At 61.3% G+C, this 26,680-nt stretch carries 20 protein-coding genes and 1 tRNA gene; 8 read left to right on the top strand and 13 right to left on the bottom strand.

Annotation, left to right across the window (positions count from 1 at the left end):
• Positions 1 to 2 precede the first annotated feature (2 nt).
• The 4 genes from OHL18_RS07010 to OHL18_RS06995 form a co-directional block, all read right to left on the bottom strand.
• A complete protein-coding gene (locus OHL18_RS07010; protein ID WP_263374098.1) occupies positions 3 to 1,250 on the bottom strand; it encodes an ABC transporter permease in 1,248 nt (415 codons plus the stop codon).
• Positions 1,243 to 2,202, bottom strand: a complete 960-nt coding sequence (locus OHL18_RS07005; RefSeq protein WP_263374097.1) for an ABC transporter ATP-binding protein — start codon at positions 2,200 to 2,202, stop codon at positions 1,243 to 1,245. The genes OHL18_RS07010 and OHL18_RS07005 overlap by 8 nt, the downstream gene beginning before the upstream one ends.
• 44 nt (positions 2,203 to 2,246) lie before the next feature.
• Positions 2,247 to 3,017 (bottom strand): class I SAM-dependent methyltransferase, encoded by a 771-nt coding sequence (locus tag OHL18_RS07000; protein WP_263374096.1) that lies wholly within the window; start codon positions 3,015 to 3,017, stop codon positions 2,247 to 2,249.
• Positions 3,018 to 3,145: 128 nt separating this feature from the next.
• Positions 3,146 to 3,778, bottom strand: a complete 633-nt coding sequence (locus OHL18_RS06995; RefSeq protein ID WP_263374095.1) for a TetR/AcrR family transcriptional regulator — start codon at positions 3,776 to 3,778, stop codon at positions 3,146 to 3,148.
• Positions 3,779 to 3,870: 92 nt separating this feature from the next.
• On the opposite strand from OHL18_RS06995, the gene OHL18_RS06990 reads away from it, so the two are divergent.
• Complete coding sequence (locus OHL18_RS06990; RefSeq protein WP_263374094.1) at positions 3,871 to 4,731, top strand: oxidoreductase; 861 nt, start codon at positions 3,871 to 3,873, stop codon at positions 4,729 to 4,731.
• Between the two features lie 186 nt (positions 4,732 to 4,917).
• Here OHL18_RS06990 and OHL18_RS06985 read toward each other — a convergent pair whose 3' ends face one another.
• Both OHL18_RS06985 and OHL18_RS06980 read right to left on the bottom strand, forming a co-directional pair.
• Positions 4,918 to 5,793 (bottom strand): NAD(P)-dependent oxidoreductase, encoded by an 876-nt coding sequence (locus OHL18_RS06985; protein WP_263374093.1) that lies wholly within the window; start codon positions 5,791 to 5,793, stop codon positions 4,918 to 4,920.
• 227 nt (positions 5,794 to 6,020) lie between these two features.
• On the bottom strand, positions 6,021 to 7,253 hold the full coding sequence (locus OHL18_RS06980) for an MFS transporter (RefSeq protein ID WP_263374092.1): 1,233 nt from the start codon (positions 7,251 to 7,253) through the stop codon (positions 6,021 to 6,023).
• 144 nt (positions 7,254 to 7,397) lie between these two features.
• Here OHL18_RS06980 and OHL18_RS06975 point away from each other — a divergent pair, with 144 nt between their 5' ends.
• Positions 7,398 to 9,290, top strand: coding sequence for a glycoside hydrolase family 127 protein (locus OHL18_RS06975; protein WP_263374091.1), 1,893 nt, complete (start codon positions 7,398 to 7,400; stop codon positions 9,288 to 9,290).
• A gap of 126 nt (positions 9,291 to 9,416) precedes the next feature.
• On the top strand, positions 9,417 to 11,789 hold the full coding sequence (gene recG, locus OHL18_RS06970) for an ATP-dependent DNA helicase RecG (RefSeq protein WP_263374090.1): 2,373 nt from the start codon (positions 9,417 to 9,419) through the stop codon (positions 11,787 to 11,789).
• A gap of 9 nt (positions 11,790 to 11,798) precedes the next feature.
• On the opposite strand, the gene OHL18_RS06965 is transcribed toward recG, so the two are convergent.
• On the bottom strand, positions 11,799 to 12,569 hold the full coding sequence (locus OHL18_RS06965) for a heme-binding domain-containing protein (protein ID WP_263374089.1): 771 nt from the start codon (positions 12,567 to 12,569) through the stop codon (positions 11,799 to 11,801).
• Entirely contained in the window at positions 12,566 to 13,549 is a 984-nt protein-coding gene (locus tag OHL18_RS06960) for a metallophosphoesterase family protein (RefSeq protein ID WP_263374088.1), read from the bottom strand. The genes OHL18_RS06965 and OHL18_RS06960 overlap by 4 nt, the downstream gene beginning before the upstream one ends.
• A gap of 98 nt (positions 13,550 to 13,647) precedes the next feature.
• Here OHL18_RS06960 and OHL18_RS06955 point away from each other — a divergent pair, with 98 nt between their 5' ends.
• Positions 13,648 to 14,229 carry a sigma-70 family RNA polymerase sigma factor gene (locus OHL18_RS06955; protein ID WP_263374087.1) on the top strand — a complete coding sequence of 194 codons (582 nt, stop codon included), beginning with the start codon at positions 13,648 to 13,650 and terminating at the stop codon, positions 14,227 to 14,229.
• Positions 14,226 to 14,969 (top strand): anti-sigma factor family protein, encoded by a 744-nt coding sequence (locus tag OHL18_RS06950; protein WP_263374086.1) that lies wholly within the window; start codon positions 14,226 to 14,228, stop codon positions 14,967 to 14,969. Before OHL18_RS06955 ends, OHL18_RS06950 begins: the two co-directional genes overlap by 4 nt.
• A 176-nt stretch (positions 14,970 to 15,145) precedes the next feature.
• On the opposite strand, the gene OHL18_RS06945 is transcribed toward OHL18_RS06950, so the two are convergent.
• The 3 genes from OHL18_RS06945 to OHL18_RS06935 all read right to left on the bottom strand — a co-directional run bounded on the left by OHL18_RS06945 (position 15,146) and on the right by OHL18_RS06935 (position 19,706).
• A complete protein-coding gene (locus OHL18_RS06945) occupies positions 15,146 to 16,054 on the bottom strand; it encodes a DUF817 domain-containing protein (protein ID WP_263374085.1) in 909 nt (302 codons plus the stop codon).
• 215 nt (positions 16,055 to 16,269) lie between these two features.
• On the bottom strand, positions 16,270 to 18,900 hold the full coding sequence (locus OHL18_RS06940; RefSeq protein ID WP_263374084.1) for a glycoside hydrolase family 2 protein: 2,631 nt from the start codon (positions 18,898 to 18,900) through the stop codon (positions 16,270 to 16,272).
• Between the two features lie 254 nt (positions 18,901 to 19,154).
• The gene (locus OHL18_RS06935) at positions 19,155 to 19,706 is read right to left on the bottom strand and encodes a response regulator (RefSeq protein WP_317890469.1); all 552 of its coding nucleotides are present in this window, start codon (positions 19,704 to 19,706) and stop codon (positions 19,155 to 19,157) included.
• Positions 19,707 to 19,916: 210 nt separating this feature from the next.
• Here OHL18_RS06935 and OHL18_RS06930 point away from each other — a divergent pair, with 210 nt between their 5' ends.
• Positions 19,917 to 20,129, top strand: a complete 213-nt coding sequence (locus tag OHL18_RS06930) for a hypothetical protein (protein WP_263374083.1) — start codon at positions 19,917 to 19,919, stop codon at positions 20,127 to 20,129.
• A gap of 265 nt (positions 20,130 to 20,394) precedes the next feature.
• Here OHL18_RS06930 and OHL18_RS06925 read toward each other — a convergent pair whose 3' ends face one another.
• Positions 20,395 to 21,333, bottom strand: coding sequence for a PhzF family phenazine biosynthesis protein (locus OHL18_RS06925; RefSeq protein ID WP_263374082.1), 939 nt, complete (start codon positions 21,331 to 21,333; stop codon positions 20,395 to 20,397).
• Positions 21,334 to 21,718: 385 nt separating this feature from the next.
• Between OHL18_RS06925 and OHL18_RS06920 the strand changes: the two genes are divergently transcribed.
• Together OHL18_RS06920 and OHL18_RS06915 are read left to right on the top strand one after the other, a co-directional pair.
• Positions 21,719 to 22,384, top strand: a complete 666-nt coding sequence (locus tag OHL18_RS06920; protein WP_263374081.1) for a peroxiredoxin — start codon at positions 21,719 to 21,721, stop codon at positions 22,382 to 22,384.
• Between the two features lie 82 nt (positions 22,385 to 22,466).
• Positions 22,467 to 22,542: transfer RNA gene (locus tag OHL18_RS06915), tRNA-Cys, on the top strand.
• Between the two features lie 36 nt (positions 22,543 to 22,578).
• Here OHL18_RS06915 and OHL18_RS06910 read toward each other — a convergent pair.
• A complete protein-coding gene (locus tag OHL18_RS06910; RefSeq protein WP_263374080.1) occupies positions 22,579 to 26,661 on the bottom strand; it encodes a hypothetical protein in 4,083 nt (1,360 codons plus the stop codon).
• Positions 26,662 to 26,680: the final 19 nt, after the last annotated feature.

Genomic DNA, 26,680 nt, shown 5'->3' with positions numbered 1-26,680 from the left:
TTTTAGCTGTACTTGAGCCAGCGGAGGAGTTCCGGTAGGTTCGGCTTTTTGCCGTACATCAGGATGCCTACGCGGTAGATTCTCGCAGCGAACCATAGGATCGCCACGATGGTGGCGCATAGCGCGGCGATGGAGATCGCGATCTCGTACCAGGGTGGCTGGCTGACCGCGATGCGGACGTACATGATGAGTGGCGTACAGAAGGGGATGAAGGAGAAGACCTTTGCCACGGTTCCGCTGGGGTCTGAGACGACGGTGAAGACCACGCCCGAGCAGGCGATGAGCGGCAGCATGAGGAAGATGTTCATCTGCTGCAGCTCCTGCTCGGAGCTGGTCATGGCACCAAGTGCGGCGGCCATGCCGGAGTAGAGCGTGTAGCCGAGGAAGAAGAAGACGACGAAGAAGATTCCCTGGCGGGCGGTGATGTGGAAGGCAAAGTCGTCACCGAGGGATACGAGGCCGCGTGCGCTAAGCGCGATGGCTCCGAGGAGCCAGATGCCTACCTGGGTGAGGCCGACCGAACCGACGCCGAGGACCTTGCCGGCCATCATCTCTTCGGGCCTGATGGTGGCGAGCAGGACCTCGAAGATACGCGAGGTCTTCTCTTCGATGATGGAGCGGGCGACGTTCATCCCGTAGAAGAGGATGACGAAGTACATGATGAAGAAGAGGCCGAAGGCAACGGCTTCGCCGGAGGCCGCGGAGTCCTTGCTGGCGGTGGTGGCGTCGAGGTCGATGGGCTGCATGAGAGCGTCGACGTCGGGCGAACCCATGCCGGAGTGGGCGAGGCCCTCGCGGGTGAGGACGGTGCGGATGGATTCGCTGAGCTCGGTCTGGGTGTTGAGGTAGCCCTTGGCGCGGGTCTTCCATTCAAAGGTAGGGGCTGCGTGTGCGGATGCCGGGGGCGTGACCCAGAGATATCCATCGAGGCTCTTGTCCTTGAACTCGCCTTCGAGAACGGCGCGGGTGTCTGCGCCCGGAGGCGCGATGACATCGGCGGTGATCTTCGGGTGCTTGTGCTTCGCGAGTTCCTGCTGGAGGTCGAGGCCGAACTTCGAGTCCTGGGTGACGATGGCAATGTTGACATCGGACTTCGCGTTCTTGCCGGTCGCAAAGTTCATCGCGAAGGTGAGGCCGCCCATGAGCGCGGGAATGAGGACGGTCATGACGATGAAGCTCTTGGCGCGGATGCGCTCGACGTACTCGCGGCGGGCGATGAGCCAGGTGTTGTGAAGGAAGCTGCTAGGCATGGACGGCGACTCCGTTCGTGGTGGCGCTGGCGGTGTTCTGGGCCGCAGTCTGGGCGGTAACGCGCTCGATGAAGATCTCCTCCAAGGTTGGCTCCATCACTTCGAAGCGGGAGACTCGGGCTCCGGTGAGGGCTTCGGTGAGGACCGCGTTCGAGGCGGAGGCGAGATCGGACGATGGGGCTAGTTTGATCTCGGCGTGGCCGCTGTAGTTCTTGGCCTCTTCGATCGCGGGGTGCTTCAGGAAGGCATCTGAGCCTTCGAAGACGATCTGGACGCGGTTGCGCGGGTAGGTGGATTTGACCTCGCGCATGGAGCCGGAGAGCAGGAGATGACCGCCGCTGATCAGGGCGATCTCGTCGCAGAGTTTTTCAACCTGGTCCATGCGGTGGGTGGAGAAGAGGACGGCTTTGCCTTCCTTGCGTAGGTCGACCAACGTGTCTTGAAGGAGGGTTGCGTTGACGGGGTCGAGGCCGCTGAAGGGCTCGTCCATGATGATGAGGTCAGGCTCGTGCAAGAGCGACGCGATGAACTGGATCTTCTGCTGCATGCCCTTGGAGAGCTCTTCGGTCTTCTTGGGGATGGCCTCGGAGATCTCCATGCGCTCGCACCAGATGAGGGAGCGCTTTTTGGCTGTGGCTGCGTCGAGGCCGTGGAGCTGGCCGAGGAAGACGAGCTGATCGAGGACGTTCATCTTCTTGTAGAGGCCGCGCTCTTCGGGCAGGTAGCCGACGCGGTTCAGGTTCCTGCGATCGAAGGGCTGGCCGAGGAGGGTGACCGAGCCGGAGTCCGGCACGGTGATGCCGATCATCATGCGGATGGAGGAGGTCTTGCCGGAGCCATTGGGGCCGAGGAGACCGAACATGGTACCGGGTTCGATCTTGAAGGAGAGTCCGTGGACGGCGACCTTGGTGTCGTACACCTTACGGACGTTATGCAGTTCGACGATAGGCATGGGATCTCGGGATTGGGTGATGAGGTGAGTCTATCAGGGGCGGTTTAGAGGGCTTGGTTGAAGCGAGCGGCGTTGATCCAGTAGCGGGTGGTGAGGGTGATCCTGCCATCCTGCTGATATCTGTCGAAGTAGCGGGTCAGGGAAGCCTCGAAGGGCGCGAACTGTGGCGTACCGGGCAGCGGCGCGTGCGAGAGCGAGAGGGTTAGGCCACGGAGGGCGTCCCAATCGAGCGACATCTCTCCCGGGATCTCCTTGTGGTGGAACTCGTCGCCGGGGAAGTGGTCTTTGAGGCGCTGGTATACGGCGTAGGTGACGCGGGTCCCTTCGCCATCCTGGGTGAAGGGGCGGAGAAAGTCTTCGTAGGCGATGTTCTCTTCCCTGCCCTCTTTGGAACGGCCGAAGGCGAGGATGATGACCCAGCCATTCGGCTTGAGGATGCGGCGGAACTCGGGCAGGGTGGCTTCGAGGTTGAACCAGTGCAGGGCGCGGCCTACGGCGACGACATCGACGGAGGCGCTGGCGAGGCCGGTGGCTTCGGCGGTGCCGTCGATGATTGAGAGATTGGGGTTGGCGGGGTGGAGTTGCGCGCAGGCCTGGCGCATCTCGGCGTTGGGTTCGATGGCGAGGACGCGATTGCCGCTGGCGAGGAAGACGTCGGACAACATGCCGGTGCCTGCGCCGATGTCGGCGATGAGCCAGTCGGGTTCGAGGACGCGCCACTCGCGGAGGACGGGGAGGACGATCTCGGGGTCGTAGCGTTCGCGGTAGGCGACGTAGGCGGAGACGCGGCCGGTGAACTTTTCGGTGTTGCTCATGGTCCTATTTTCGCTTAGCGGGGTTAAGGAGTATTGCGAGCAAAGACAAAGGCCAATGCGGGGGTCTCTCCACTTCCCCTTCGCTACGCTCAGGGTTCGGTCGAGATGACGAGTTCGTTGTGGGGGGCTTAGCGGGCGGAACAGGCTTTGAGGTAGGCGCGGGCGAGGAAGATGAGCTCCTGCTTGAGGGGCTCGACGTGTTTCTCGGGCGAAGGGCCTTCGAGCAGGCGGCGGCTAATGCCCGCCATGGCGCTGGTCAGCATGGAGGCGACCAGGGCGGGATCGCTCAAGGGAGGGTCGCTCGTCGTTGCGAACATGGCGGCGACTACCTTGCCGGAGTGGAGGCCGATCTGCCGCGCGATCTTCATGCCGTCGACATCGGCGCTGATGGAGTACATGGCGACGCTGGCTTTTGCGTTGCGCATCTTGGCATCAAGGAAGGTGGTGATGAGTGCCGTGGCCATCTCTTCGAGCGGGTGGCCGCGCTGCTCCTGGCAGACGCGATCGATGGCGTTGGTGACGGCCTCGAGATGGCGGCGAAGCGCGGCTTGCAGCAGCGCAGTCTTATTGGGGAAGTACTGATAGAGGGTGCCCACGGAGACCCCGGCGCGTTCGGCGACGCGGGTGGTGGTGAGGCGCTCTTTCCCGACGGAGACCAAAACCTGAACGGTGGCTTCTAAAATTGCCTCGACACTGGCGGCGGAACGGGCCTGGACCGGCGATTTACGGGGCTCTAAGAGGGTTGCGGATGGCGGCGGCAAATGCGAACTCCTAACCTGAAGCTTTCTTCATCTAAACACAGGTAAGAGCGAAGGACAGCAAAGAACAGCAAAAGGCAGCAAAGGAGAATTGGATGAGTGACGCGAGGAATTTTACGTTTCCGGGAACTTCGATGACGGTGGACCGGATGGGATATGGCGCGATGCAGCTTGCGGGGCCGCATGTCTTTGGTCCGCCGAAGGATTGGGCTGCGGCTGTGGCCGTCGCGCGCGAGGCCGTGGAGAGCGGTGTGAACCATATCGATACGAGCGACTTCTATGGGCCGCATGTGGTGAACCAGATTCTGAAGGAGGCGCTGCATCCGTACAAGGATGGCTTGGTACTTGTGACCAAGGTCGGTGCGACGCGGGGCAGCGATGGATCGTGGATTCAAAGCCACTCGCGCGATGTGCTGGTGAGTGGCGTGCATGACAATCTCAAGAACCTTGGACTGGATGCGCTGGACGTGGTGAATCTGCGCAACCTGGGCAGAGATGCTCCTGCTCCGGGGTCACTGGCGGAGGCGCTGTCGGTGCTGGTTGAGTTGAAGGAGCAAGGGCTGATCAAGCACATCGGTCTAAGCCATGTGACTCAGGAGCAGTTCGAAGAGGCGGAGAAGATTACGCCTATCGTGTGCGTGCAGAACTTCTACAACCTGGCGAAGCGCGAGGACGATGCGTTTGTGGATCTGCTGGAGAAGAAGGGCGTGGCTTACGTGCCTTACTTCCCGCTTGGCGGATTTACGCCGCTGCAGTCTTCGGAGCTGGATGACGTAGCGAAAGAGATCGGCGCAACTCCGATGCAGGTGGCGCTGGCATGGCTCTATCAGCGCTCGGAGAATATGCTGCTGATTCCGGGGACTTCGTCGTCGCAGCATTTGAAGGAGAATCTGGCGGCGGCGAAGATTCAGTTGGCGCCGGAGGTGGTGGCGCGGCTGGATGCGATTGGCGGGTAGCGTTCTGCGTCCCACTCATCGCGATACGACTGCGATGAGTGGGGCACGGAGGCGGATTTCTCCGAGGAGAGTTTGATAAAAGCCAATGCGGGGGGTCTCTCCACTTCGCTTCGCTCCGGTCGAGATGACGCATCTTCTAGTGATCAAAAGTGCGACGCTTCTTGTATTGCTGGAAAGCGTGGCGAACTAAGACTTCGCTTCGGCGCGGGTCTGGCTTAGGTAGCCGGCGGCCCAGTCATCATCGCCACGACCGGCGGCGATGGCCGCTTGCATGTGTTGCTGGTACAAGTCGCCGAGCGGCGTTGGAGTTTGGGTGGACTGGGCGGCTTCGCGGAAGAGCCTTGTGTCCTTTGCGCCGAGCTTGATGGTTGCGCCGGGGTTCTCGGGTGGATCGATCATGAACTTGCCGTAGTTGCTGACGAATGCCGATTGAAAGAGGGCGCTGTTGACGGTCTCGAGAAAGATGGCGGGATCGATGCCGTGCGACTCGGCTACGGTGAAGGCCTCTGCGAGGGAGGCGATGATCGACGTGATCATAAAGTTGCCGGCGACCTTGGCGGCGTTCGCCTGGCTGGGGCGCGTGCCGATGATCGTGTGGCCCCGTGAGATGGAGGCGAGGAGTGGCAATGCTTCTTCGATGACTGCGGAGTCACCCGCGATGGCTAGCCAGAGCTTGCTTTCGGCTGCAACGTTAGGGCGGCCGAAGACAGGGACGCTGAGGAAGCGCTGCTTGCGCTCAGCGTGTGCCGCTTCGAGACGTTCGGCCAAGGCTACTGAGATGGTCGAGAGCGAGATGTGAATGGCATTCGCCCGGATCGCGGCGAGGGTGCCTTGATCGAAGAGGACGGACTCGGCTGCACTATCGTCGGTGAGCATGGTGAAGACGATGTCGGCGGATTGAACGGCAGCGACGGGAGTTTCGGCTGACTTTGCGCCCCGATCGGTAAGGGGCTTGGCGGCTGCGGCGGTGCGGTTCCAGACGGTGAGGCTGTGGCCCTTATCAAGAAGAAGGCCAGCGATGGCGCTGCCCATCTTGCCCAGGCCGAGGAAGGCGATTTGCATTTGTATCTCCTGCGAGTTTGATGCGAGCGAGGAGGGTTCGGTTCAGGGCTGGTGGAAGCCGTGGCCGTCCCACGCATCACGATGGTGCCGTGATGCATGGGGCACAGAGTTGAGTTTGGCGGGAAAAAGAAAAGGCAAATGCGGGGGTCTCTCCACTGCGCGGCGAACGATGATGCCGTTCGCCGCTTCGGTCGAGATGACGTTTCATCTTTATGGGGGAATAGGGGCTAGTGGGAGATGCGGAGGCCGGTCTCATGCGAGATGGGCCGGGGATTGTTGCGATCGAGGCGGACGGCGAGGAAGGCGAGAGCAAGCGTGACTAGGGTGATCGCAGCGCTGGCGAAGGTGAGGCTACGGTAGCCGTATCCGGCCGTGATGATGAGGCCGCCAAGCGAGGCTCCGGTGGCGTTGCCGAAGTTGAAAGCTCCCTGGTTGAGCGTTGCGGCGAGGTTGGGGGCTTCGGAGGCGTGGTCGACGACGCGGGACTGGAGCGGAGCGCCGGCACCGAACTGGATCGCTCCCCAGATGAGGACCATGGCGATGCAGGGGATGGCGTAGGGCTCCGCGAAGTAGAGAACGAAGAGCGAGGCCACGAGGGCGAGCATCGATGCGATGAGAAAGGTCCGCGGATGCCAGTCCGAGAGCGTGCCGCCGGCGAGGTTGCCGATGGTGATGCCTACGCCGAAGAGCAGCAGCGTAAGCGTGACCATGTGTGGCGAGACGTGGGTGACGACAAGCAGCGTGGGTGCGACGTAGGTGTAGACACAGAAGAGCGAGGCCGAGGTGAGGGTGCTCATAAACATGCCGAGCAGCACCTGTGGGCGGCGGAGGACGCTGAACTCGTGGAGGAGATTGCTCTTTCCTGCTTCCTGCGGCGGGACGAGGAAGAAGAGGGCGGTTGCGGCGGCGAGGCCGATGGGAACGATGGCCCAGAAGGCGGTGCGCCATCCGAAGGCCTGTCCGAGCGCGGTGCCGGCGGGAACTCCGAGGACATTCGCCAGGGTGAGGCCGGAGAACATGAGGGCGATGGCCTGCGAGCGCTGATTCCGGGGCACCAGATTTGCAGCGACTACGGAACCGATGCCAAAGAAGGCTCCGTGGCAGAGAGCGGTGAGGACGCGGGCGGCGAAGAGGAGGTTGTACGTGGGCGCGACGGCGCAGGCGAGGTTGCCGAGGGTGAAGACGGCCATCAAAAGGAGCAGGGCGCGTTTGCGCTCCATGTGTGCCGTGGCCAGGGCAACGAGCGGAGCTCCGATGGTGACCGAGAGAGCGTAGCCGGTGACCAGAGCTCCCGCCTTGGGGATGCTGACGGCGAAGTCGCGCGAGAGCTCCGGCAGCAGGCCCATGATGATGAACTCGCTGGTGCCGATGCCGAAGGCAGCCACGGCAAGCGCCATGAGCGGCGTGCGGGTGAGGATGCTCGCGGGCTTCTGCGCCTGCTCAGCGAGAGAGATGTCCATTCTTCCAGTTTATCTGGAGGATCGGCTCGCAGAGTTTGCGAGTGTCGGCATGGGACAGTCGAACTACGGGCGATTGAGGGTCGTAGCACGGGTGGCGTAGGATTTCTGCAACTCAGAATAGCGGGCTCCGGGGGATCTATCGCGATGTCGTTTCGCTCGTTTACGCGCAGGGATGTGTTGAAGAGTGGGGCCGCGGCTTCGGCAGGGCTGGCGTTTGGTGGGCGGGCGATGGCGGACCTTCTCCCTGGTGCGGGAGCGAGTACGAGGCTGAAGCAGCTTGAGTATGGGCAGGTGACGCTGCTGCCGGGGCCGATGCGGTCGCAGTTTGAGCAGACGCAGGCGCGGTTTCTGGGGCTCGACAACGACATGCTTCTCAAGCCGTTCCGGCAAGGTGCGGGGCTGGATGCGCCGGGCGATGATATGGGCGGCTGGTACTCGAACTCGCGGTTCTGGGCGACCAATGGCGGGGCCGAGGGATTTGTTGCGGGGCACAGCTTTGGTCAGTATGTCTCGGCGCTGTCGCGGGGATATGCGGCTACGGGTGATCGGGCGACCAAGGTGAAGGTGGAGCAGCTTGTAGCGGGGTTGCAACCTACCCTGGTGAGCCGATTTTATGACGGCTATCATCTGCCGGGGTACACGTTCGACAAGACGTTCTGCGGGCTGAGCGATGCGTGTTCTCTCGCGGGAGTGGAGAGTGCGAAGCCCGCGATGAAGGTAGCGCTCGATGCGGCGCTGCCGCACCTGCCGGAGAAGGCGCTTTCGCGGATGGAGCAGCACGCGCGGCCACACCAGATCGACGGCGACACGTGGGACGAGACGTACACGCTGCCGGAGAATCTATTTCTCGCTTATCAGAGAACGGGCGACGTGAGGTATCGCGATACGGCGGTGCGGTTTCTTGAGGACGACCTGCTGTTCAATCCGCTATCCGAAGACATCAACGTGCTGCCGGGCGAGCATGCGTACAGCCATGTGAATGCGCTCAGTTCGGCGATGCAGGCTTACCTGACGACAGGCAGCGAGAAGCATCTTCGGGCGGCGACGAATGGGTTCCGCATCGTGCAGGAGCAGAGCTATGCGACCGGAGGATGGGGGCCAGGAGAGCAACTGCTGCGGCCGCATACGGATGATCTGGCGCGCAGCATCTTCTCCGAGAAGAACAGCTTTGAGACGCCGTGTGGAGCTTATGGGCACTTCAAGATCACGCGGTATCTGCTGCGTGTCACGGGCGATAGCCGGTATGGCGACAGCATGGAGCGGGTGCTCTACAACACGGTGCTGGGGGCGAAGCCGATTCAGGAGGATGGGTCGAGTTTCTATTACTCGGACTACAGCATGAATGGGCGCAAGCTGTACTACGGAAACAAGTGGCCGTGCTGCTCGGGCACTCTTCCGCAGATTGCGGCGGACTACGGCATCAGCTCGTACTTTGTGAGCGAAGCGGGCCTACATGTGAATCTATTTGTGCCTTCGCAGGTTACATGGAAGCAGGGCGGAACTCCGGTGACACTGGTGCAGGAGACGGAGTACCCGTTCCGGCCTACGACGAAGATGACGTTGAAGCTGGCGGCGGAGCGGGAGTTCGCGCTGAATGTAAGGATTCCGGAGTGGGCAGGGCTGGGGACTCGGGTGATGGTGAACGGCAACGTGGTCGAGGGCGTCGTGAGGCCAGGGACGTTCCATGCAGTGAAGCGTGGGTGGCGGAACGGCGACGTGGTGGAGATGGAGTTCGGAATGCCGGTGCGGCTGGAGACGCTGAGCATGAATGTCAATCAGCCTTCCACGACCGAGCCGGGCAAGATGCTGGCAACGCAGCAGACAGCGGAGTTTGCGGCGATGATGAGTGGGCCGGTGGTGTACATGGCGACCGGGCACTGGCCGACGGAGATGACGCGCTCCAGCTTAGTGGCGGCGAAGAAGGTGGAGGGTGGCGATGCATACTCGGTGGAGACGGAGAGGTCACCGATTACGTTTCGGCCGTTTATGGGGATTGGGGATGAGATGTACCGAACGTATCAGCCATTGAAGGCTTAGTGCGACGACAATGCGCGAAGATGGGGCACCCGAATTTCGTGGCTGGAGAAATCCAGGGATTCTTCGCTTCGCTCAGAATGACGGCGTTTGTCGGGTGTGGCAGGGTGGGCTTGGTAGCATCGTGAGGTGCTTGAACTTTCTACACCGGTGAAGTTTGTCAGGAGGGTGGGCGAGCGGGTTGCTGTCGAGCTTGCGAAGCGGGGCATCGATACGGTCGAGGACCTGCTGTATCACCTGCCGTTTCGCTATGAGGACCGGCTGAATCCGGTGCCGATCTCTGTACTGAAGGCCGGGCAGATGGCATCGATCATCGGCGAGGTGCGAGGGGCGGCGCTGCTGCATACGCGGTCGATGCCGCTGTTCGAGATGACCGTGGGGCAGGGGCTCGACACGGTGAAGTGCATGTGGTTCCGCGGGGCTTATCTCAAGGACAAGTTTCGTACGGGGCAGATGGTGGCGCTGTACGGGAAGCTGGAGCCTTCGCGATCGAGCGCGGGCAAGTTCAAGATGATTCAGCCGCAGTTCGAGTTGCTGCCTACCGATGCGCAGGGCGAGGACGCTGAGTTCTCCATGCTGGAGGTGGGGCGAATCGTTCCTGTGTACGAGACCCTGGGTGGGACGACAGCTTGGGGCGCGAAGCTGGGATCGAAGTGGTTGAGACGTGTGCTTTGGTCGATCTTTGAGGAGATGGAGAGTGGTGGCAGTCCCACTCATCGCGAGGATGCCGCGATGAATGGGGCACAGAGTCTTCCTTTGGCCGATCAAGAGACTTTGCCAAAGAGTATGCGTGCACGGCTGAAGTTGCCCGCACGGCTCGAGGCGCTGAAGGCGGTGCATTTTCCTGAGGCGGGGACGCCGATGGTGGAGTTGATTGCAGCGACCACGCCCGGGCATCGGCGGTTGATCTTTGAGGAACTGTTCTACCTTGAGCTGGGGCTGGAGCTAAAGCGGCGGCGGATGCGGGAGCGCGAGGGGACGGCGTTCACGACGGGCGATGGGGTGCGAAAGGCGATCAAGCAGGTGCTTCCCTTCCATCCCACGGCGGCGCAGAAGCGGGTGCTGGGCGAGATCGTTACCGATATGAAGAGACCGCAGCCTATGCGGCGATTGTTGCAGGGCGATGTGGGATCGGGTAAGACAATCGTCGCCATGCAGGCGGCGCTGGTGGCGATCGAGAACGGCTACCAGGCGGCTTTAATGGCTCCGACGGAGATCCTGGCGACGCAGCATTATCTTTCGGCGAGGAAGCTGCTGGGTGACGCTATCTCGCCGAAGACGGGAAGGCCGTATCGTGTGACGCTGCTGACCGGATCACTGGATGAGGCGACGAAACGCCAGGCTCGAGCCACGATCTTTCGCGGGGAGACGCATCTTGCGATTGGCACGCATGCGCTGATCGAAGACAAGGTGGACTTTGCAAATCTTGGGCTGGTGATCGTGGATGAACAACACCGGTTTGGCGTACAGCAGAGATTTCGATTGATGAAGAAGGATGACGCGCTCGATCCTGATGTGCTGGTGATGACGGCGACGCCAATTCCTCGGACGTTGGCGCTGACGCTTTATGGGGACCTTGATGTAAGCGTGATCGATGAGCTGCCACCGGGAAGGACGCCGATTGTGACGCGGAGGACGACGGAGGAGCGGGCTGGCGATGTATGGGCGTTTGTGAAGAAGCAGGTCGCGGCGGGGCGGCAGGCTTACATCGTTTACCCGGTGATTGAAGGAGCGAAGGACGATCAGCCGGAGTTGGATTTTGCGCATGATGAGGAAGTCGAGGCGAAGACAGAAGCGACGTTGAGTGCCGGGATAAAGACAGCGAAGAAGGTAGCAAAGAAATCTGCTGCAAAGAGCAAGAGCGCAAAACCGGAGTTATTTCCCAAGCAGAAGCTGAGGTCCGCGACCGAGATGTATGAGGAGTTGGGGAAGGGTGGGCTTGCCGGGCTAAGGATTGAGTTGTTGCATGGGCGCATGAGCTCCGACGATAAGGAGGTCGCGATGGCGCGGTTCAAGCGCGGCGACGTGGATGTGCTGATTGCCACTACCGTGATTGAAGTGGGCGTGGATGTTCCGAACGCGACGGTGATGGTGATCGAGCATGCGGAGAGGTTTGGCATGGCGCAGATGCACCAGCTTCGCGGGCGCGTGGGGCGCGGCGCGGCGAAGAGCTACTGCATCCTGATGACCGGCGGGCGTGTGAGCGAGCAGGCGGAGGCTCGGCTGGACGCGATGGTGCGGACGCAGGATGGGTTTGAGCTGGCTGAGCTCGACCTGCAGCAACGCGGGCCAGGGGAGTTCTTTGGGACGCGGCAGGCGGGGCTGCCGGAGTTTCGCGTGGCGAATCTGATTCGCGATCGAGAGCAGTTGGAGCTGGCGAAAGTGGAGGCCGCAAGATTTGCACGCGAGCCTGATCCGAAGGTGTCCAAGGAAGAGCGCGAGGCGGTATGGGCGCGACTGAAGCAGCAGTGGCAGCGGCGCTATGGGCTGGTCGAGGCGTAGAGACTACGGTCAGCGAGAGTCCTTCAGGAATCGGATGAGGTCCTTGCGCTCCTGCGGTTTCGGGATACCGAAGCTCATGTTGTTGCCCGGAGCAAACGCGTCAGGGTCGGTGAGCCATTTGTCGAGCGTGGTCTCGTTCCAGATGATGTGCGAGCTTTTGAGCGCCGGCGAGTAGTCGAAGCCCGCGACCTGCGCGGAAGGTTTGCCGAAGACTCCTCGCAGCTTCGGCCCTTCGTGACTTTGGTCGAGCGCGTGGCAGCCGGTGCAGCGCTTCTCGAAGACGAGCTTGCCCGCAGCAGAATCGCCTTCGGTGGTCGCGGATGGCAGCTCATTTGAGGTGGAAGCATGGGCCCAGGAAGTAAGAGCCTCGATGTCCGCAGCAGTCATCGCGGAGTCGGGGTGGATGATGCGGTACTGCGGCAACGGCATCTCGTTCGATCTGACCTCTTTGAGGATGAGTGACTGGAGGGTCTGTTGCCTGTCGGGGGTGTAGGTGTCCCAGGCTGTGAGATCGAGATGTTTGCGGCCTTCGACGATGTCGCGCTCCATCAGCCAGGATATGGGAGCAAATCGGCCATAGAGATGCGGGCGGGTCTGCTCGGAGTGGCAGTCGACGCACTTGGCTGAGAGGATCGCGTCCGCTTGCGGCGGTATCGAGGTGGGATGCGCGGGGTGAGTTGCGGCGAAGAGGCCCGCGTCCCCGAAAGGATGGACGCGGGCCAGAAGCAGCGAGGCTGGCAATGCAGTGATCCAGGCGAGAACGGCGGTGCGGAGTTTCATGCGTTCTCCGCAAGCGACGCATCGACGATGGCGAGATGAGAGTGTTTCGCGATGTACTGTACTTCGGTGATGCCGAGGACGCTGCGGAGCTTGCCCGCAGGTACCATCATCGGGCCTGCGCTGGGAGCTTTGCCGGGCGCTGGTTGGGGGAAGGCCGTCGATGTGGCGGTGTGGAAGGCGACGTTGCCTTCGACCTTCTGCACCACCTGATGGATGTGGCCGTTGAGGACAGTGACAGAGCCAAAGCGCTTGAGATAGCTGAGAGCTTCAGCTCCATCCTGCGTTGCCCAGCCCCACTCGGGGTAAACCATCCACAAGGGGATGTGGGCGAAGACGACTATCGGTGTCGACGCAGAGAGGCCGGCGAGGTCCTGCTTGAGCCATGCGAGCTGATCCGGGCCAAGCTTGCCGAGCGCGTCGATCTGGAGACAGTTATTCAGGCCGATAAAGTGGACGCCGCGATGATTGAAGCTATACCAGCCGGTGCCCAGCGTTCCTTTGCCGAAACGTGCTTTGTACTGGGCACCGTCGTCGGAGGCGAAGTCGTGTTCGCCGGGGACGTAGAAGGTCTCGCCTGCCTTAGCGGACTTGATGAGTTGCTGGGCGGTGTCGAACTCCGCGGGCTTGGCGGAGTGGGTGATGTCGCCGGTATGCAGCAGGAGTTCCGGCCTGACGGAGAGCGCGTTGATCTTGTCGATGGCCAGCTTCAGCGTTCCCGTGACGTCCTGGTTCGCTGGCTTATTGAAGCCGATATGGCTGTCGCTGATTTGAACGAAGCTGAAGCTGCTTTGCGCGGCAGCATGGCTGGATGGCGTGGCGGCGAAGAGCTTCGAGGTGGGGACGCCGCCCACCATACTCCAGATAAGGCCGGTTCCGGCCCAGGCCATGCAGGACAGGAAGTTGCGGCGGTCGATGCCGTCGGATGATGGGGTGGTTGCTGGGTTCTCCGGCACTGGTTCCGGTAGATGTTGATCGCTCATGCGTTTTGTTCCTCCGCAGAGGTAAACCAGCGAACCCAAGATTTATTCCGGGAATATTTTCGAAGCTTTATAGTTTGCATGGGTGAAGCGGAGCACCGATGACGTTATTAGCGTGGAAGCGTGCCGCGCCTGAACAGGCGGAATCGACCCGAAGCTTTGAGGAGATGGCGGAGCCGCTGCTGCCTGCGCTCTACAACCTCGCTTCGTGGCTGGCGCGCGTTCCTGCCGATGCCGAGGACCTGGTGCAGGAGACATATCTAAAGGGGTTGCGCGGTTATGCCGGGTTCGAGGCTGGCAGCAACTTCAAGGCGTGGATCTTTCGCATCTTGAGGAACACCTTTCTGACTTCGAAGACGGGGCTTGAAACGCGGCGGACCATTGCGCTCGAAGATGAGTTGAGCGGAACTGAGGTCGTCCCGGATGGAGCGGTTGAGTGGGCGACGCCGGAGAGCCTCTTCCTGCAGATGAGCGATCGGGCCGCGGTGGAGGCGGCGATGGAGCAGTTGCCCGCACCGCTGCTCGAGGTGATTTTGCTGTGCGATGTGGAGGAGATGAAGTACCGCGAGATTGCCACGGTGCTGGAGATTCCTATGGGCACGGTGATGTCGCGCATCGCGCGCGCGAGGCGGCAGCTACGGGAGGAACTATTGAAGGACGTTGCGAGAGGCGTGCGGAGATGATGGAACATCTATCGGATGAGTCGATGAGCGCGTTGGCTGACGGCGAGCTGTCTTCGCAGGAGATGGCGACTGCGACGGCCCATCTTGCGAGTTGCGCGGAGTGCACCACGGACGCACTGACAAGGATGATGCTGAAGCAGACGACGGCGCAGGTGGGGCGGCGGTATACGTTGCCCGACGATTTGCGCGCACGATTAGGTAACAGTCGTGACGCGAAGCCCACTGCGAGCCGCGGGGTTTGGAGGCAGTGGGCGGTTGCGGCGGCCCTGTTCGTTGCGTTCGCAGGCATGGGATGGTGGCGTCTCACCCCGCAGAAGATCGAGCAGGGGCTGGCGACGGAGATTACAGATCAGCATGTAGCAACGATGGCTGCAAGCGCAGCACCGGAGGTGTTGTCTTCCGACCGGCACACGGTGAAGCCATGGTTCCAGGGGAAGATCCCGTTCAGCTTCAACGTGCCGGAAGGATTGCCTGAAGGGACGACGCTGGAGGGGGCGAACCTGACTTATGTTGGGCATCGTCCGGCGGCGCAGTTGATCTATAGCGTGGGCAAGCATCGGGCCTCGGTTTTCCTGATGGAGAAGGCTGGATCAGAGGCTGGGGGTGCTACGGAGGTGCGGGCCTCAGGGTTTCATATTTTGGACTCGCATGCTGCGGGGCTTGAGGTTGTTGCGGTGAGTGATGTGGAGATGGCGAAGCTGAAGGAGTTAGTGGTGGCGGTCGATGGGGCGCAGCGGTGAGTATGCCGGGTTGACTGCTTACGTCCCACCCATCGCAAAGACGCGATGGATGGGGCACCCGAACGGTTGTGGCTTAGGGAAGAGAATAGGCAATGGCAAAGGAAAGAGCGGATCCTCCGCTTCCCGGCCCCGGTTCGCGAAAGATGACAAGGATTGACGCGAGGAGGATGCAAGCATCAAGGCTGCTGGTATTCGGTCGCCACAGGTGGGCGTGGCTTGTGGACGAGAGTGACCAGGATGAAGCTGATGATCATCAGCAGAAGCCAGCTCCCGAATTTCTGGAAGTGGACTACGTGCCAGCCGTTGTGCTGGTTGGGGTAGACCCATATGTTGGCGAAGGTGCCGATGTTTTCTGCGAGCCAGATGAAGAGGGCAACCAGGCAGAAGCCGAGCAGCAGCGGCATGCGACGGTGCTTCTGATAAGGCCGGTAGTAGATCCATGTGGGGCCGAAGAGGATCGCGATGAAGAGGAAGAGCAGGTAGCGGATGTCGGGAAGGTAGTGGTGGGTGAAGAAGTTGGCATAGATGAGAATCGCCAGGACTGACGTGGCTTTCGCGCTGGGGTAGCGGGTGAAGCGGAGGTCGAAGATGCGGGTGATGCGGGCGATGAAGCTGCCTACCGAGGCGTACATGAAGCCGGAGAAGAGTGGAACATGGCCGAGACGAAAGAAGCTTGCCTCGGGATACTGCCAGAAGCCGAGCTGTGTCTTGAAGAGCTCCATGACCGTGCCGACGATGTGGAAGACCAAGATAATCTTGGCTTCGCGGACGGTCTCCATGCGGAGGATAAGCAGGAGTGCCTGGATGGCGAGGGCTACGAGGAAGAGGAAGTCATAGCGGGCGAGGAATGCGTGAGGGGGATAAAAGAGCTTTGTGAGGAGGACGAGGGTGAGGAGCGTCCCGCCGAAGAGGCATGCCCAGGCTTGCTTGAAGGTGAAGAGGAAGAACTCCCATAGGCGCGCGTTGAGCGGACTGGTGGGGACGTGGTTCTCGAAGCGGACGCGGACCGCGTGGAAGCGGGATTTTGTGTAAGCGAGCATGGTGGGTGGAGAGGGACTGGGTTGAGGGTATACGTTCCCACCCATCGCGATACGACCGCGATGGATGGGGCACCCGGAGTTTGGTAGCTATTTAGGAAGAACAGGCCACGGCAAAGACAGAAGCGGGTCCTCCGCTTCGCGAAGGATGACAAGAATCAAGTGGGGAGAAAAGTGAGCGGTTTTGAATGGGTGAGGGGTTGCGGTTCGCGCGTTCGCGCAAGTGTCCCACGTCTCAGAGTGGAGACGTGGGACACCCGGATTTATTGATGAGGGACGAGGTTGGAGGCGGGCCAGTGCATGGGTTGAGCGTTGAGGTTTGGAGCTATGGAGACTTCGCCTGACGAAGGCTTGACGTCGATGTTGAAGCCGTCGATGGCAATAAGAGGGCTGTCGTCTGCGAGGTCTTTGGTGGCGGCTTCGATGGTGATGGTGCGCGCTTCGTTGGGCGTGAGCGTGACGTAGTTGTCGGAGTAGAAGGCGGGTAGGACGCGCTTGCCGGATTGCTTCTGGTGAAGCTGAAGATGGGTCATCAATGCGATCGACTTCGATGGGTTGTGGATCGTGACTTTGATGAAGGTGTTACTGCCTTCGGTGGTCGAGGTTGCCTTCGCGTCGAGCGTGACGGTGGGGAGCTTTTCGAGGCCGGTGAAGTCTTCCTGGGCTACGTTCTGCCAGTAGAAGTTGGTGGAGAGGAGCTTGCCCGCTGAGTCGGTGAGATCGAGCTTCACGAAGTAGAGAGCTTCGCGTGTTGCTTCGACGAACTGATAGACCTTGATGGTGCTGCTGGCGGGGAGGTTTGCGATGGGCTTTGTGTCTTCACCGACGATCTTGCCGTCGAGAAGGTATTGGGTGGTGTGGACCTTGAGGCCGGACAGCGGCTCGGGCGTGTTGTTGACGACTTCGACGCCATGATTGGCTTCATTGAGCTGGACGTGGATCGTCTCGGAGGCTTTCTTCGCGGCGAAGAGCGATGAGTTGGGATCGAGGTCGTAGTGATAGAGCTGCCAGACGAAGCTGGGTTGCGCGGGATGGCTCATCCACGTGATGACGCCGGTGGTGGCCTTGAACATCTGCGCGTTGCGGCCTTCGTACATGGCGCGGAAGGCCTCGTAGTTGGCGAGCTGGCCCTTGCGGACGAAGTCGGCGAGGTTGCGGATGGGGCCGTAGCGTCTGGCGAGCTCGTAGGGGTAGGCGTCGCCGCGTTGTGCACCATGGGCGAGGTCGTGCTGGGCCCAGTCGTCGTTCTGGGTCTCCCAGTCCTTCTCGGGCATCATTCCCTGAATCGACTCGATTGTGGGGATTGAGACGGAGCCGGTCTCGGTCTTGAAGCTCTCGTTGAGGTTGTAGAAGAGGTGCGGCGAGCGCCAGTGATAAGGACCGTGCGAGGAGACGCCGCGGCCATCGGCTGAGTTCGATTGATAGAGGCGGGTGGGGTCGAGCTTCGCCATCATGATCTTGAGTTGGTCGTCGAGTGCCTTGGGCGGGTAGCCCTCGTTGCGGGCGCACCAGACGGCGATGGCGGGATGGTTGCGGTAGCGGAGAACCTTGTCGGTGACGTTGGCGAGGTAGGTGGGTATGTCGTCGGGGTTGGGGCCGTCGCTGGGGTTGGGTTGAAAGAACTCGTCCCAGAGGAGGATGCCGTACTTGTCGGCCATGTCGTAGAAGTCGGGGCTGGTGCTCTGGCCGACCCAGTTGCGGATGAGGTTGAGGTTGGCGAGGGCGTGCATGTGGAACTGCGCGTCGAGGCGCTCGCGCGGGATGCGCTTCATGCCTTCGTCAAGGCCCCAGTTGCCGCCGCGAACCATGATGCGGACTCCGTTGACGGAGAGGGTGAGGTTCTCGGAGTCGGAGACGGAGTAGTCGATCTTGCGGATGCCGAAGTTGGTGGTGATGGCGTCGGAGAGAGCTTCAGATTTGGCGAGCTCAAAGGAGAGCGTGAGTTTGTAGAGATTTTGCTTGCCGTAGCCGTTCGGCCACCAGAGGTGCGGGTCTCTGATGTGGAGGGCGGGGATGGAGGCGGTGTCCAGGGTTACGGATGTGGCGCTGTTCGCGTCGATGGAGACTTGCTTGCTGAACTTGATGGGCTCTGCGCCGGGGCCCTTGATGGTGCCGGTGAGTGTGCCGGTGATGGGCGCGGCGGTGATGTTGTTGACTGTGGCGGCGACGGTGAGATCGGCGGTTCCGTGGTCTGCGGCGATCTCGCTGGTGACGAAGGGTTGTTTGATCAACACAGGGCCGCTGGCAGAGAGAGTGACGGGCAGCCAGATGCCGGTATCGCGGTCGCGGACGGCGGGCAACCAGTCCCAGCCGATGGTGGAGAGGAAGGTTGGGCCGTCGATTGCGGTATCTCCACCGTTGACGCCGACTCCGTTGGCGACGGTGTGTTCCACGGGCTTGCCGGGGTGCGGTTGCGGCGAGATGAGGACGGCGAGAGCTGCGGTGGTGCCGGGCTTGACGAAGTCGGAGATGTCAAAGTCGCCGCGGATGAAGGCGCCTCGCATGGAGCCGGCCTGATGGCCGTTGACCCAGATCTGGGCCTCGTAGTTGATGCCGGCGAAGTGCAGCCAGGTGTGGCGGCCCTTGTGCGAGGCGGGGACCATGAATGTGGTGCGGTACCAGTAGTCGGCCTTGTTGAGGCTCTCAGGGATGGAACGCATGTTCTCGCCGTAGAGGGGCTCGGGGTAGACCTTATTGTCGACCAGCGTGGTGAGGACCGTTCCGGGGACTGTTGCCTTGTACCAATTTTCCGGCTTGAAGGCGGGGCTTGAGACCTCGGCGGGCTTGCCTGCCACCTTGGAGGTGTCCTGCATCTGCCAGCCGGTGAGGGTCTGCTCGGGGATCTGGTGAACGAGCTGGGCGGAGGCGAGGGTGGCGGGGAGGAGCGATGCCATAAGGGCGAGCTTCAGAGCAGTCATTGTTGGCCGCGGTGCTTTCCGGATGTCTGAGTGAATGAAGAACATTGCGACGAGTTTACAGCGGTGGGATGAAGAAGGTTCGCGCTTGGCTTGAGCTGGAGGCGTTCGTCGCCCAGACCCACTCATCGCGTGAGGCAACGGCGCGATGAATGGGGCACAGATTGGTGGCGGTCCGGAGAAGAAGCAGATCCTCCGCCTGCGGCGAAGGATGACAAGCTTTCCTGGCAGGCCTAGCTGGCTGCGGCGTGGGCGAAGGAGGACATCGACGAGGCTGGAGCGAAGTCGGGCGCGATGTAGTCGGGCTTGACGGCCTTCTTGGGGCCTCGCTTGCGAGCTACGAGGACGCGGATGCGCTCGAGCATCTCGGAGGCGGAGCAAGCGCCCTTGGGGAGGAAGACATCGGCGGCGATGGCGCGGTCGAACGAGGTGACGGTGCCGGAGACGATCATCGCGGGCAGGCCGGGGTGAAGCTGCTTGGCGCGGCGGACGAGTTCGTTGCCGTCCATCTGCGGCATGATGAGATCTGAAAGGATGAGGTCGAGCGTGCCGGGGATGGATGCCCGGAGGATCTCAAGAGCCTGCTGGGAGCTGGTGGCGGTGATCACGCGGTAGCCGCGGGTTTCGAGGAGAAACTTACGAACTGAGAGAGGCTGTTCGTTGCTGTCAACACAGAGGATCGACTTCTTGGGGCGCATTGGGGCTCGCAGGATCTGCCGGCGCGGCTGGTAGGGCCGTGCGGCGGAGAGGGCCGCGGGGATGTGCTCGTTTGTTGCGAGGCGCATCGTGGCAGCATGGTTTCGGACGAACCCGCGATCGCGCCCGGTGGATTGAGAGCGAGGAAAGGCGTCTGCGCCGTTGGGAGGAAGACGGAAGAGGCTCGATGAGACGAGGCTCTCCTGTCTGCTCCGGAAGGAAGCAGTGCCCCCGGCCGGCCGTTCGACCTCGTTTAGAGGCATGGAACGGCGCGGCCACGGGTGCGAGAGAAGCCCTGCTTGCTGGTCCGCCTTGCATCGTGCAAGGAGTCAGGGCAGGTTGCCACGCTGGCTTCATGGAACGCAGATGGCCTTACTGCGGCGGGCGCGATCTTCACACGTGGAGGTGAAGATCGCCTTGCAAGCAGGGGCGATGTGCGAGTGAAGGCGAGCGTCTGCGATGTCCGGCAGCGGATTCAAGGGCCCGCATCAGCGAAGCTGATGGAGATCTGAACCGGGGCGGACAAGCAGCGAGGCTTCTCTCAACTCAAGTTGTGGTAAAGCAGGCGAAAGACTGTTTTGAGGAGCAAAGAGGAAGTTCGTAAGAACGTCCGCTGTCCCTGTAACGCTTCCCAACATTACGAACGGCTCATGGACTTCGCAAGTGCGAAGATTTGGCGAAGCGAAGGATTTCTTTGCTCTTGCCAACGAAGCAAAAAGTCGAAGTATGCGTGAATTGGCGGTTAAACGCGGTTTTTCCTTGTGGGAATCCGGTGTATCACGGCAGGAAAAAGGAACCGGATGCAACGGGAATGGTGCGTCCTCCGACGAACACCAAATCGGGAATCGATTGTTGATCGGTTGAAAAAGCGGCCCTAACTTCGATTCGGCTGGGCCGATTGATCTCAATGCCCTGCTCGAATACAACTGCCTGGTCATTGACCGCCGCCTTATGGTGCACGAGATAAGCGATGGCACAGCCGGAAGCAGAACCAGTTGCGGGGTCTTCTCCGTTGTAGAACTGCATGCGGTTGTGCCAGTCGGCGGACGAGCCTTCGTCCGCGCGCGTGATGCAGTAGAAAAACTTCGCATCGCAGGAGTCGAGATAGGACTGCGCCTGGTCCTGCGGTATGCAGAGGCGTGATGCGACTTCCATCGAGCGCAGCGGAACGATGCAGAAGGCCATGCCGGTGGAGACGGTCTGGATTGGCAGCGATGGGTCAAGGTCATCGACGGAGAGCCCCAGAGCGGCTGCTATGGCCTCTGGCGTGTGGATTGTGCCGAAGGTGGGAGCCTTCTGCTGCATCGTGGCGAAGACGCCTGGCTTCGTCGCGTCCTGCGAATCAAACTTCACGGTGATGGGGCCTACGGGAAGATCGAGCGTGATCGTCTCCGACCCGCGCAGGACAGGGTGATTGAGATAGAGCCAGGTTGCGGTGCCAAGCGTGGGATGGCCGGCGAACTGAAGCTCCTCCTGCGTGGTGAAGATACGCACCTGAACGCCGCGCTCAGCTTCGATGGCCGCATCGCGCGGGATGATGAAGGTGGTCTCGGCGAGGTTGGTCTCGCGGGCGAGAGCCTGCATGGTGGCGGTCGAGAGATGGCGGGCGTCGGTAAAGATGGCGAGCATGTTGCCTTCGAGGGGCGACTCGGCGAAGACATCGACGAGAGCGTACCCGGTGGCGCCTTTTCCGGAAGACGGGGGTGGGATTGACATGAAAGCCTCGAAATCGTAAGGTCGAAGTTACCGCAAGGAGGTCAAACAGCCTCCTCGGCCATACCCGCATAGAACTCAGGGCAGGCTGCGGTACAGATTCAGTTTAGAGCTTATGACGATGACTTCCCTCTCGAACACGCCTTGCTGCCGCTGCTGTTGCTGCGGATGTGACGTGGTGTGTTCCGGGATGATGGGATAAGCGACTCGAAGTAAGCGAAGCATTTCGAAGAGCAGAGAAAACCCACCCGGACGCTGAGAAGCGAGGGTGGGGTTTTTGTTTCGTGCATGAAGGGCTGGGGAAGGGTTTACGTCCCACCCATCGCGATAAGACTGCGATGGATGGGGCACCCGGGCATTCTTTTTGGTTTCATGGATAGGAGCAGCTATGAGCGAAGGACGTATTCCACGGATTCTTGAAGTAGCACCGGATTTCGAGGCGACGAGCACGCACGGCCCGATCCGCTTGAGCGACTACACAGCGCAGGGCAAATGGGTGCTGCTGTTCTCGCACCCGTCGGACTTTACGCCGGTGTGCTCGACGGAGTTCATCGAGTTTGCCAAGCACCAGGACGAGTTTGAGCGGCTGAACGTGCAACTGGTGGGCGTGTCCATCGACTCGATCTACTCACACATCGCGTGGGTGCGCGACCTGGAGGCGATGGCTGGGGTCCAGATCCGCTTTCCTGTGATCGCAGACCTCGATCAGAAGGTCTCGCAGGCTTATGGGCTGGTGCATGAGGTGGCGAACGATACGGCCACGGTGCGCGCGGTGTTTGCGATCGATCCGCAGGGCCTGGTGCGGGCGCTGATGTACTACCCTGCTCAGCTTGGCCGCAATGTGGCGGAGCTGGTGAGGATGTTCCAGGGGCTGCAGACGGCGGACGCAAACGGCGTAAGCTGCCCGGCAAACTGGAAGCCAGGCCAGCAGGTGATCGTGCCTGCTCCGGCTACTCTGGCCGATGCGGCGAGGAGGACCAACGGTGGCGGAGCCGGGCTGAACGTGGCAACCTGGTATCTGGCGAGGAAGGACCTTGCGCTCGCAACCCGCTAGGGATTGAGTCGAAGGCAAGGTTGTACGATAGGATCAACGATTGCGGGGAGTGTGGCATTTGCCGGCTCCAGGCGATTCAAGAGCACCGATGGCGAAGTGGCTAACGCGCTGGTCTGCAAAACCAGTATTCATGGGTTCAAATCCCATTCGGTGCTCCAATAATATCCCCGCATGATGCGCAGTGCGCATTCCGCTTACTTGATCGCGTCAAGTCCGGGCTGCAGCCATTGCAGCGCGGTCTCTGTGATCGACGGGAACTGTGTCGTGAGGATGCCGATGAGTGGCCCGGCGAGAAATCCTGCAAGGCGCACATAGAAGTCCGTTCCCAGACGGCCCGGCGTGGTGCTCGCGATATAGCTGAGGATCTCATCGCGCTCCATGCCCGCGTAGACGTAAGCAACGGCGGCACCAATCAGCAGCAGGTTGATTGCGAGCCAGACACTTACCTCAGTACGCGGAACAAAGGGGTAAAACGAGATGGCGGAGCAAACGGTAATGAAGAGACAGATCATCGAGAGAGTCATGGTCCGCATGCGGGCGACGATGTTCTGGATGAAGGAGATGTAGTGGTAGGCGACAAACTCTTCAGCGGCGCGGACCTTGGCTTCGCCGCTTAGAGGAATCTCTTTGGAATGATCGTCTGAGGCGGCTCCGACTCCTTCGAGGTTGAGCGACTCTGTCTCAGCGTCCCAGATTCCGATGAGCCGGTTGCAGACTTCGCCGGCAGCGTCGGCGAGAACATCGCGCAGCTCGCGCGGTGGAGGCGCGGCGGCAGGTTCTGCCGGTGTGGTCGGGGCGATGGGAGAGCACCAGGCGGTCCGGGTGGGGTTCTGGGACTCGATGAGCTCTGCGAAGCACTCTCCGTAGAGCTCCACATTCGGGAGGTATTGGAGAGGGCCATGACCCAACGAGTTTCCGTGGGTTAGGCGAAGCAGCCGTTTCGCGGCGTCGAGTTGATCCCGGAAGAGATCGTACTGGACGCGGCGCACACTGCCACTGACGCTCCAGATGGAGTTCGCCTCGATGGGACGGAGGCGGCAGATGGTTCTGCGCAGACGCAGGCGACCGAGGGCAAGCAGCAACGTTCTCAGCTGCACCCAGGTGGAGTAAAGGCGCAGTGCCTCAGTAGCGGTGAAGAGGAGGGCGATCAGCAGAATGCCGTCGACCACGATGTTGAAGCTACTGCTCTCAAGCCCCAGAAGCGGAAGGTTACGTGTCCACTCGAAGCAGACGCACGTTGCGATGAAAAGAAAGACCGGTGCGGCGATGATGCGGTTGGCGAAACAGAACGGGTGGGCAAAGCGAAGGATCTCCCTGCCGAGCGTATGGCTAATGCGGGTATTCTCCGCCTCCAGCGTATTGGGACCGTCGCCGGCGGCCGGCTGCGGGGGAAAGGTGCGACCTAGGGGTCCGATCTGAAACCAGCCGCCTGGGATCGCGCCCTCGCGGCGCAGACGCGGCAGCGTGGGACATCCCCTAGCGAGCATCAGGTCTCCGGCGATCGCCTGCCAGTTCCAAAGGTAGAAGCCGAAGGTCAGCAGGAGTACCGGAAGTAGCGGCGAGACGCCGTCCGTGATGTGGATCATGCGATAAAACCGGGGGATGGCGTTGACCTGGTCCAGGCGCGAGAGGTAGCAGAACCAGAAGAGGACCATGAAGAGGATGCCAGAGCCTGCGCAGGCTCCGAGGGCGCGAAAGAGGTAGCCCGGATCAGGTGGCGCGCCCAGCTCTTCCAGCTGCGCCTTCCGCCGTACAAACCAGCAACAGATGACCACGATCGCGATGAGAAGCACGGTGAACACGGTGAAGATATAGGCCTTCGAACCGCTGATGAGAAAGAAATCTGGAGGGACGAAGAAGACTCCACCCAGTTCGAAGAGCAACATCACGGACAAGGAGCAGCCGACGGCAAGCAGGACGCCATGCGCCGGGTCTTCCGAGAGACGAAAGACCGAGAAGAGGCCGTCCGAGGGATTGACTCCTCCATTGATGAACCCCCACACCTGGTAGCCGAGCAACGCGCTTGCGAGAAGAGCGGCGAGGATCCATGGCAGGGGCAGGCTCATCCTGAGCCGGGGATTGAAGACTCGGGGCTGATCCTGCGGAGCTGCTCGCTTGAACTCATAGTGCTGAACGAGAGCGGACGCGGGAGTGTGCGGATCGCCGGTCTTCGCGAGCTTTGCGGGATCGGGCTCAATCAGGTCCAGGACAGTAGAGACGGGAGGCGCTTTGCCGGAGGCATTCTCGGCGCATCGATTGTCTTCATCTTCAAGACAGATGCCTGCGATCTGATCTTTGTTGATGACGGCTATCGGCCAGTATCCATCGCGACCGACGGCGCTGATCCAGGTGGATGGGTGAGTGCTGAACTTCTCGTGGGTAGAATTCGGGGCCGAGATCGTGGGATGAAACCAGAACGGATCGGAGTAATCGGGTGCGGGAAAAGCGCGGTACATCTTCAGCGCCGGGCACGGGCCGGTCATGGCCACGCACTCGGGCGGCGGTTGTTGAAAGGGGATCAGGGGAACGGCGGAGGATTGGTCCGTTTGCGGATCGGAGTTCGGGCTCGGCAGGTTCGCTCCCTGCAACGTGTAGCGCGCGGCAAGGTACATGCCTTCCGCGAGGCTGCCCTGGAAGACGAGGTGGTTGTGATCCTGCTCGTTCCATTTGTCTTCCGTGATACGGGACCAGTGTTGCGCTCTTGGCAGCAGAGGATAGCTGGAGACCGCGAGCACGCCGCGGAACTCCGTAGTGTCGATCTCGCGGCGAAAGAGCAGGTCAGAGCCGACAGTTACGATGCGAGCCTGCGGATAGGCGCGGTGGAAGAAACGGGTCAGGAAGAGGAAGTCCAGCGGGTTGGTGCAGCGCAGGATGAGATAGCGCGAGTGGTGATTGCGCAGGATACTGACGATGCCATAGAGAGAGGCCTCCTGGTCGATCGCGGCGACGCTGCCGCTGGAGCTGGCGATGGTGTCGGTGATCTCTGACTGCCCGGAATCGCTCGACGCATCGTCGTGCAGGATCGGATGGGCGCGATCCTTGAGGCCGGGGCCTGACCCCTCGAAGACCGCCTGCTTCTCGTAAGCGCTGCGAAGGGCGGAGATGTCGCGGGGGAAGACGAGGTGAATCGGGCGGTTGTCCTGGGCGTAGGGAAAGTCGCAGGGAGAGTCTACGCGCTCGTGCTCGGAGTAGGCGGTATCGTCCTCGGAGAGGATGGCGGTGTCGGATGGAGGTGTGCCTTGGGAGCTGAGGAACTTCATCAGACGGAAGATGTGGACGGAGTCGTTCTCCTGGAAGGTGCCGAAGTCGATATGCCAAGTCGCTGTGGCAGGAGGCTTCGCTGTGTCCCGCGGAAGTTCACGCTCGAACCACTGAACGGCGGAGCAACTGCTTACGCTGCCGCTGAGAATGCGGGCCGATGGAAATATCTCGCGGAGAATTGCTGGCGGCGCTGGAGCACCGCCGGCTTGCGGCGGGTCTGGATCGTAAAGAGCTTTGAGGTTGCGGCGGAGTGCAGGCAGCGATCCGGTAAACGTGGGGCCCAGGATACGCAGGATCCCATCGCCTGCAATGGATTTCGTCGGAGTCTTCCCTGCGGATGCATCGGGGCCGTTGAGACCCGCATGCTTGCTCAGCCATAACAATGCATTGAACCATTGCCCCTCGTTGATGCCTCCCGTGGCCTGTTCGCCGACGACGAAGACCACCAGACCTTGCCTGAAGTCCTCGGTTCCGGGCTGGGTGCGGCGACGGAAGAGGATCACGCCCGGGCAGTTCTCGCGCTGGCTGGTTAGGTCCTCCGCATACTGGCGATCGCCTAGATGAGTCAGAGCCGGCGAGGAATCCTGCTTCCAGGGCAACCATGAGGAGTTGTAGTCGTAGCCCTGGTCCTGTGCGGCTTGCACGAGCATCGCCATCTCGCGATCGAACATCAGGCTGAGGTTGGTGTGGCGAGGATCGGGCGCAAGAACGATGGCAAACCGGACCGTGGAGGGCAAGGCGGGATTCCTGCCCGCGTCCAGGCTGAAGAAGCTGTCGATCACACTGGTAGCGGCAGCGGCGTTTTCGTCCTGGGGTCCGGTCTCCGGCTTCGCAGCACCGGTCGACGCATACGCGCTGCAGCCGCCCGCATAGGCGGGTGTCGACACTGAATCAGCGATCGCCGGCGATTTAGCGTCGGCCATGACGGAAGGCGCAGCAGCCGACGGAGATCCGAGATGCACCGCCGCAAAGGTGGCGGCCAGAGTGAATACCGCGGCTGAAGCTCTCCTGAACATAGCCAACTCCCAATCACTT

The organism is Granulicella aggregans, from assembly GCF_025685565.1.
GTDB lineage: Bacteria > Acidobacteriota > Terriglobia > Terriglobales > Acidobacteriaceae > Edaphobacter > Edaphobacter aggregans_B.
This window is presented reverse-complemented; position numbering and strand designations above follow the sequence as displayed.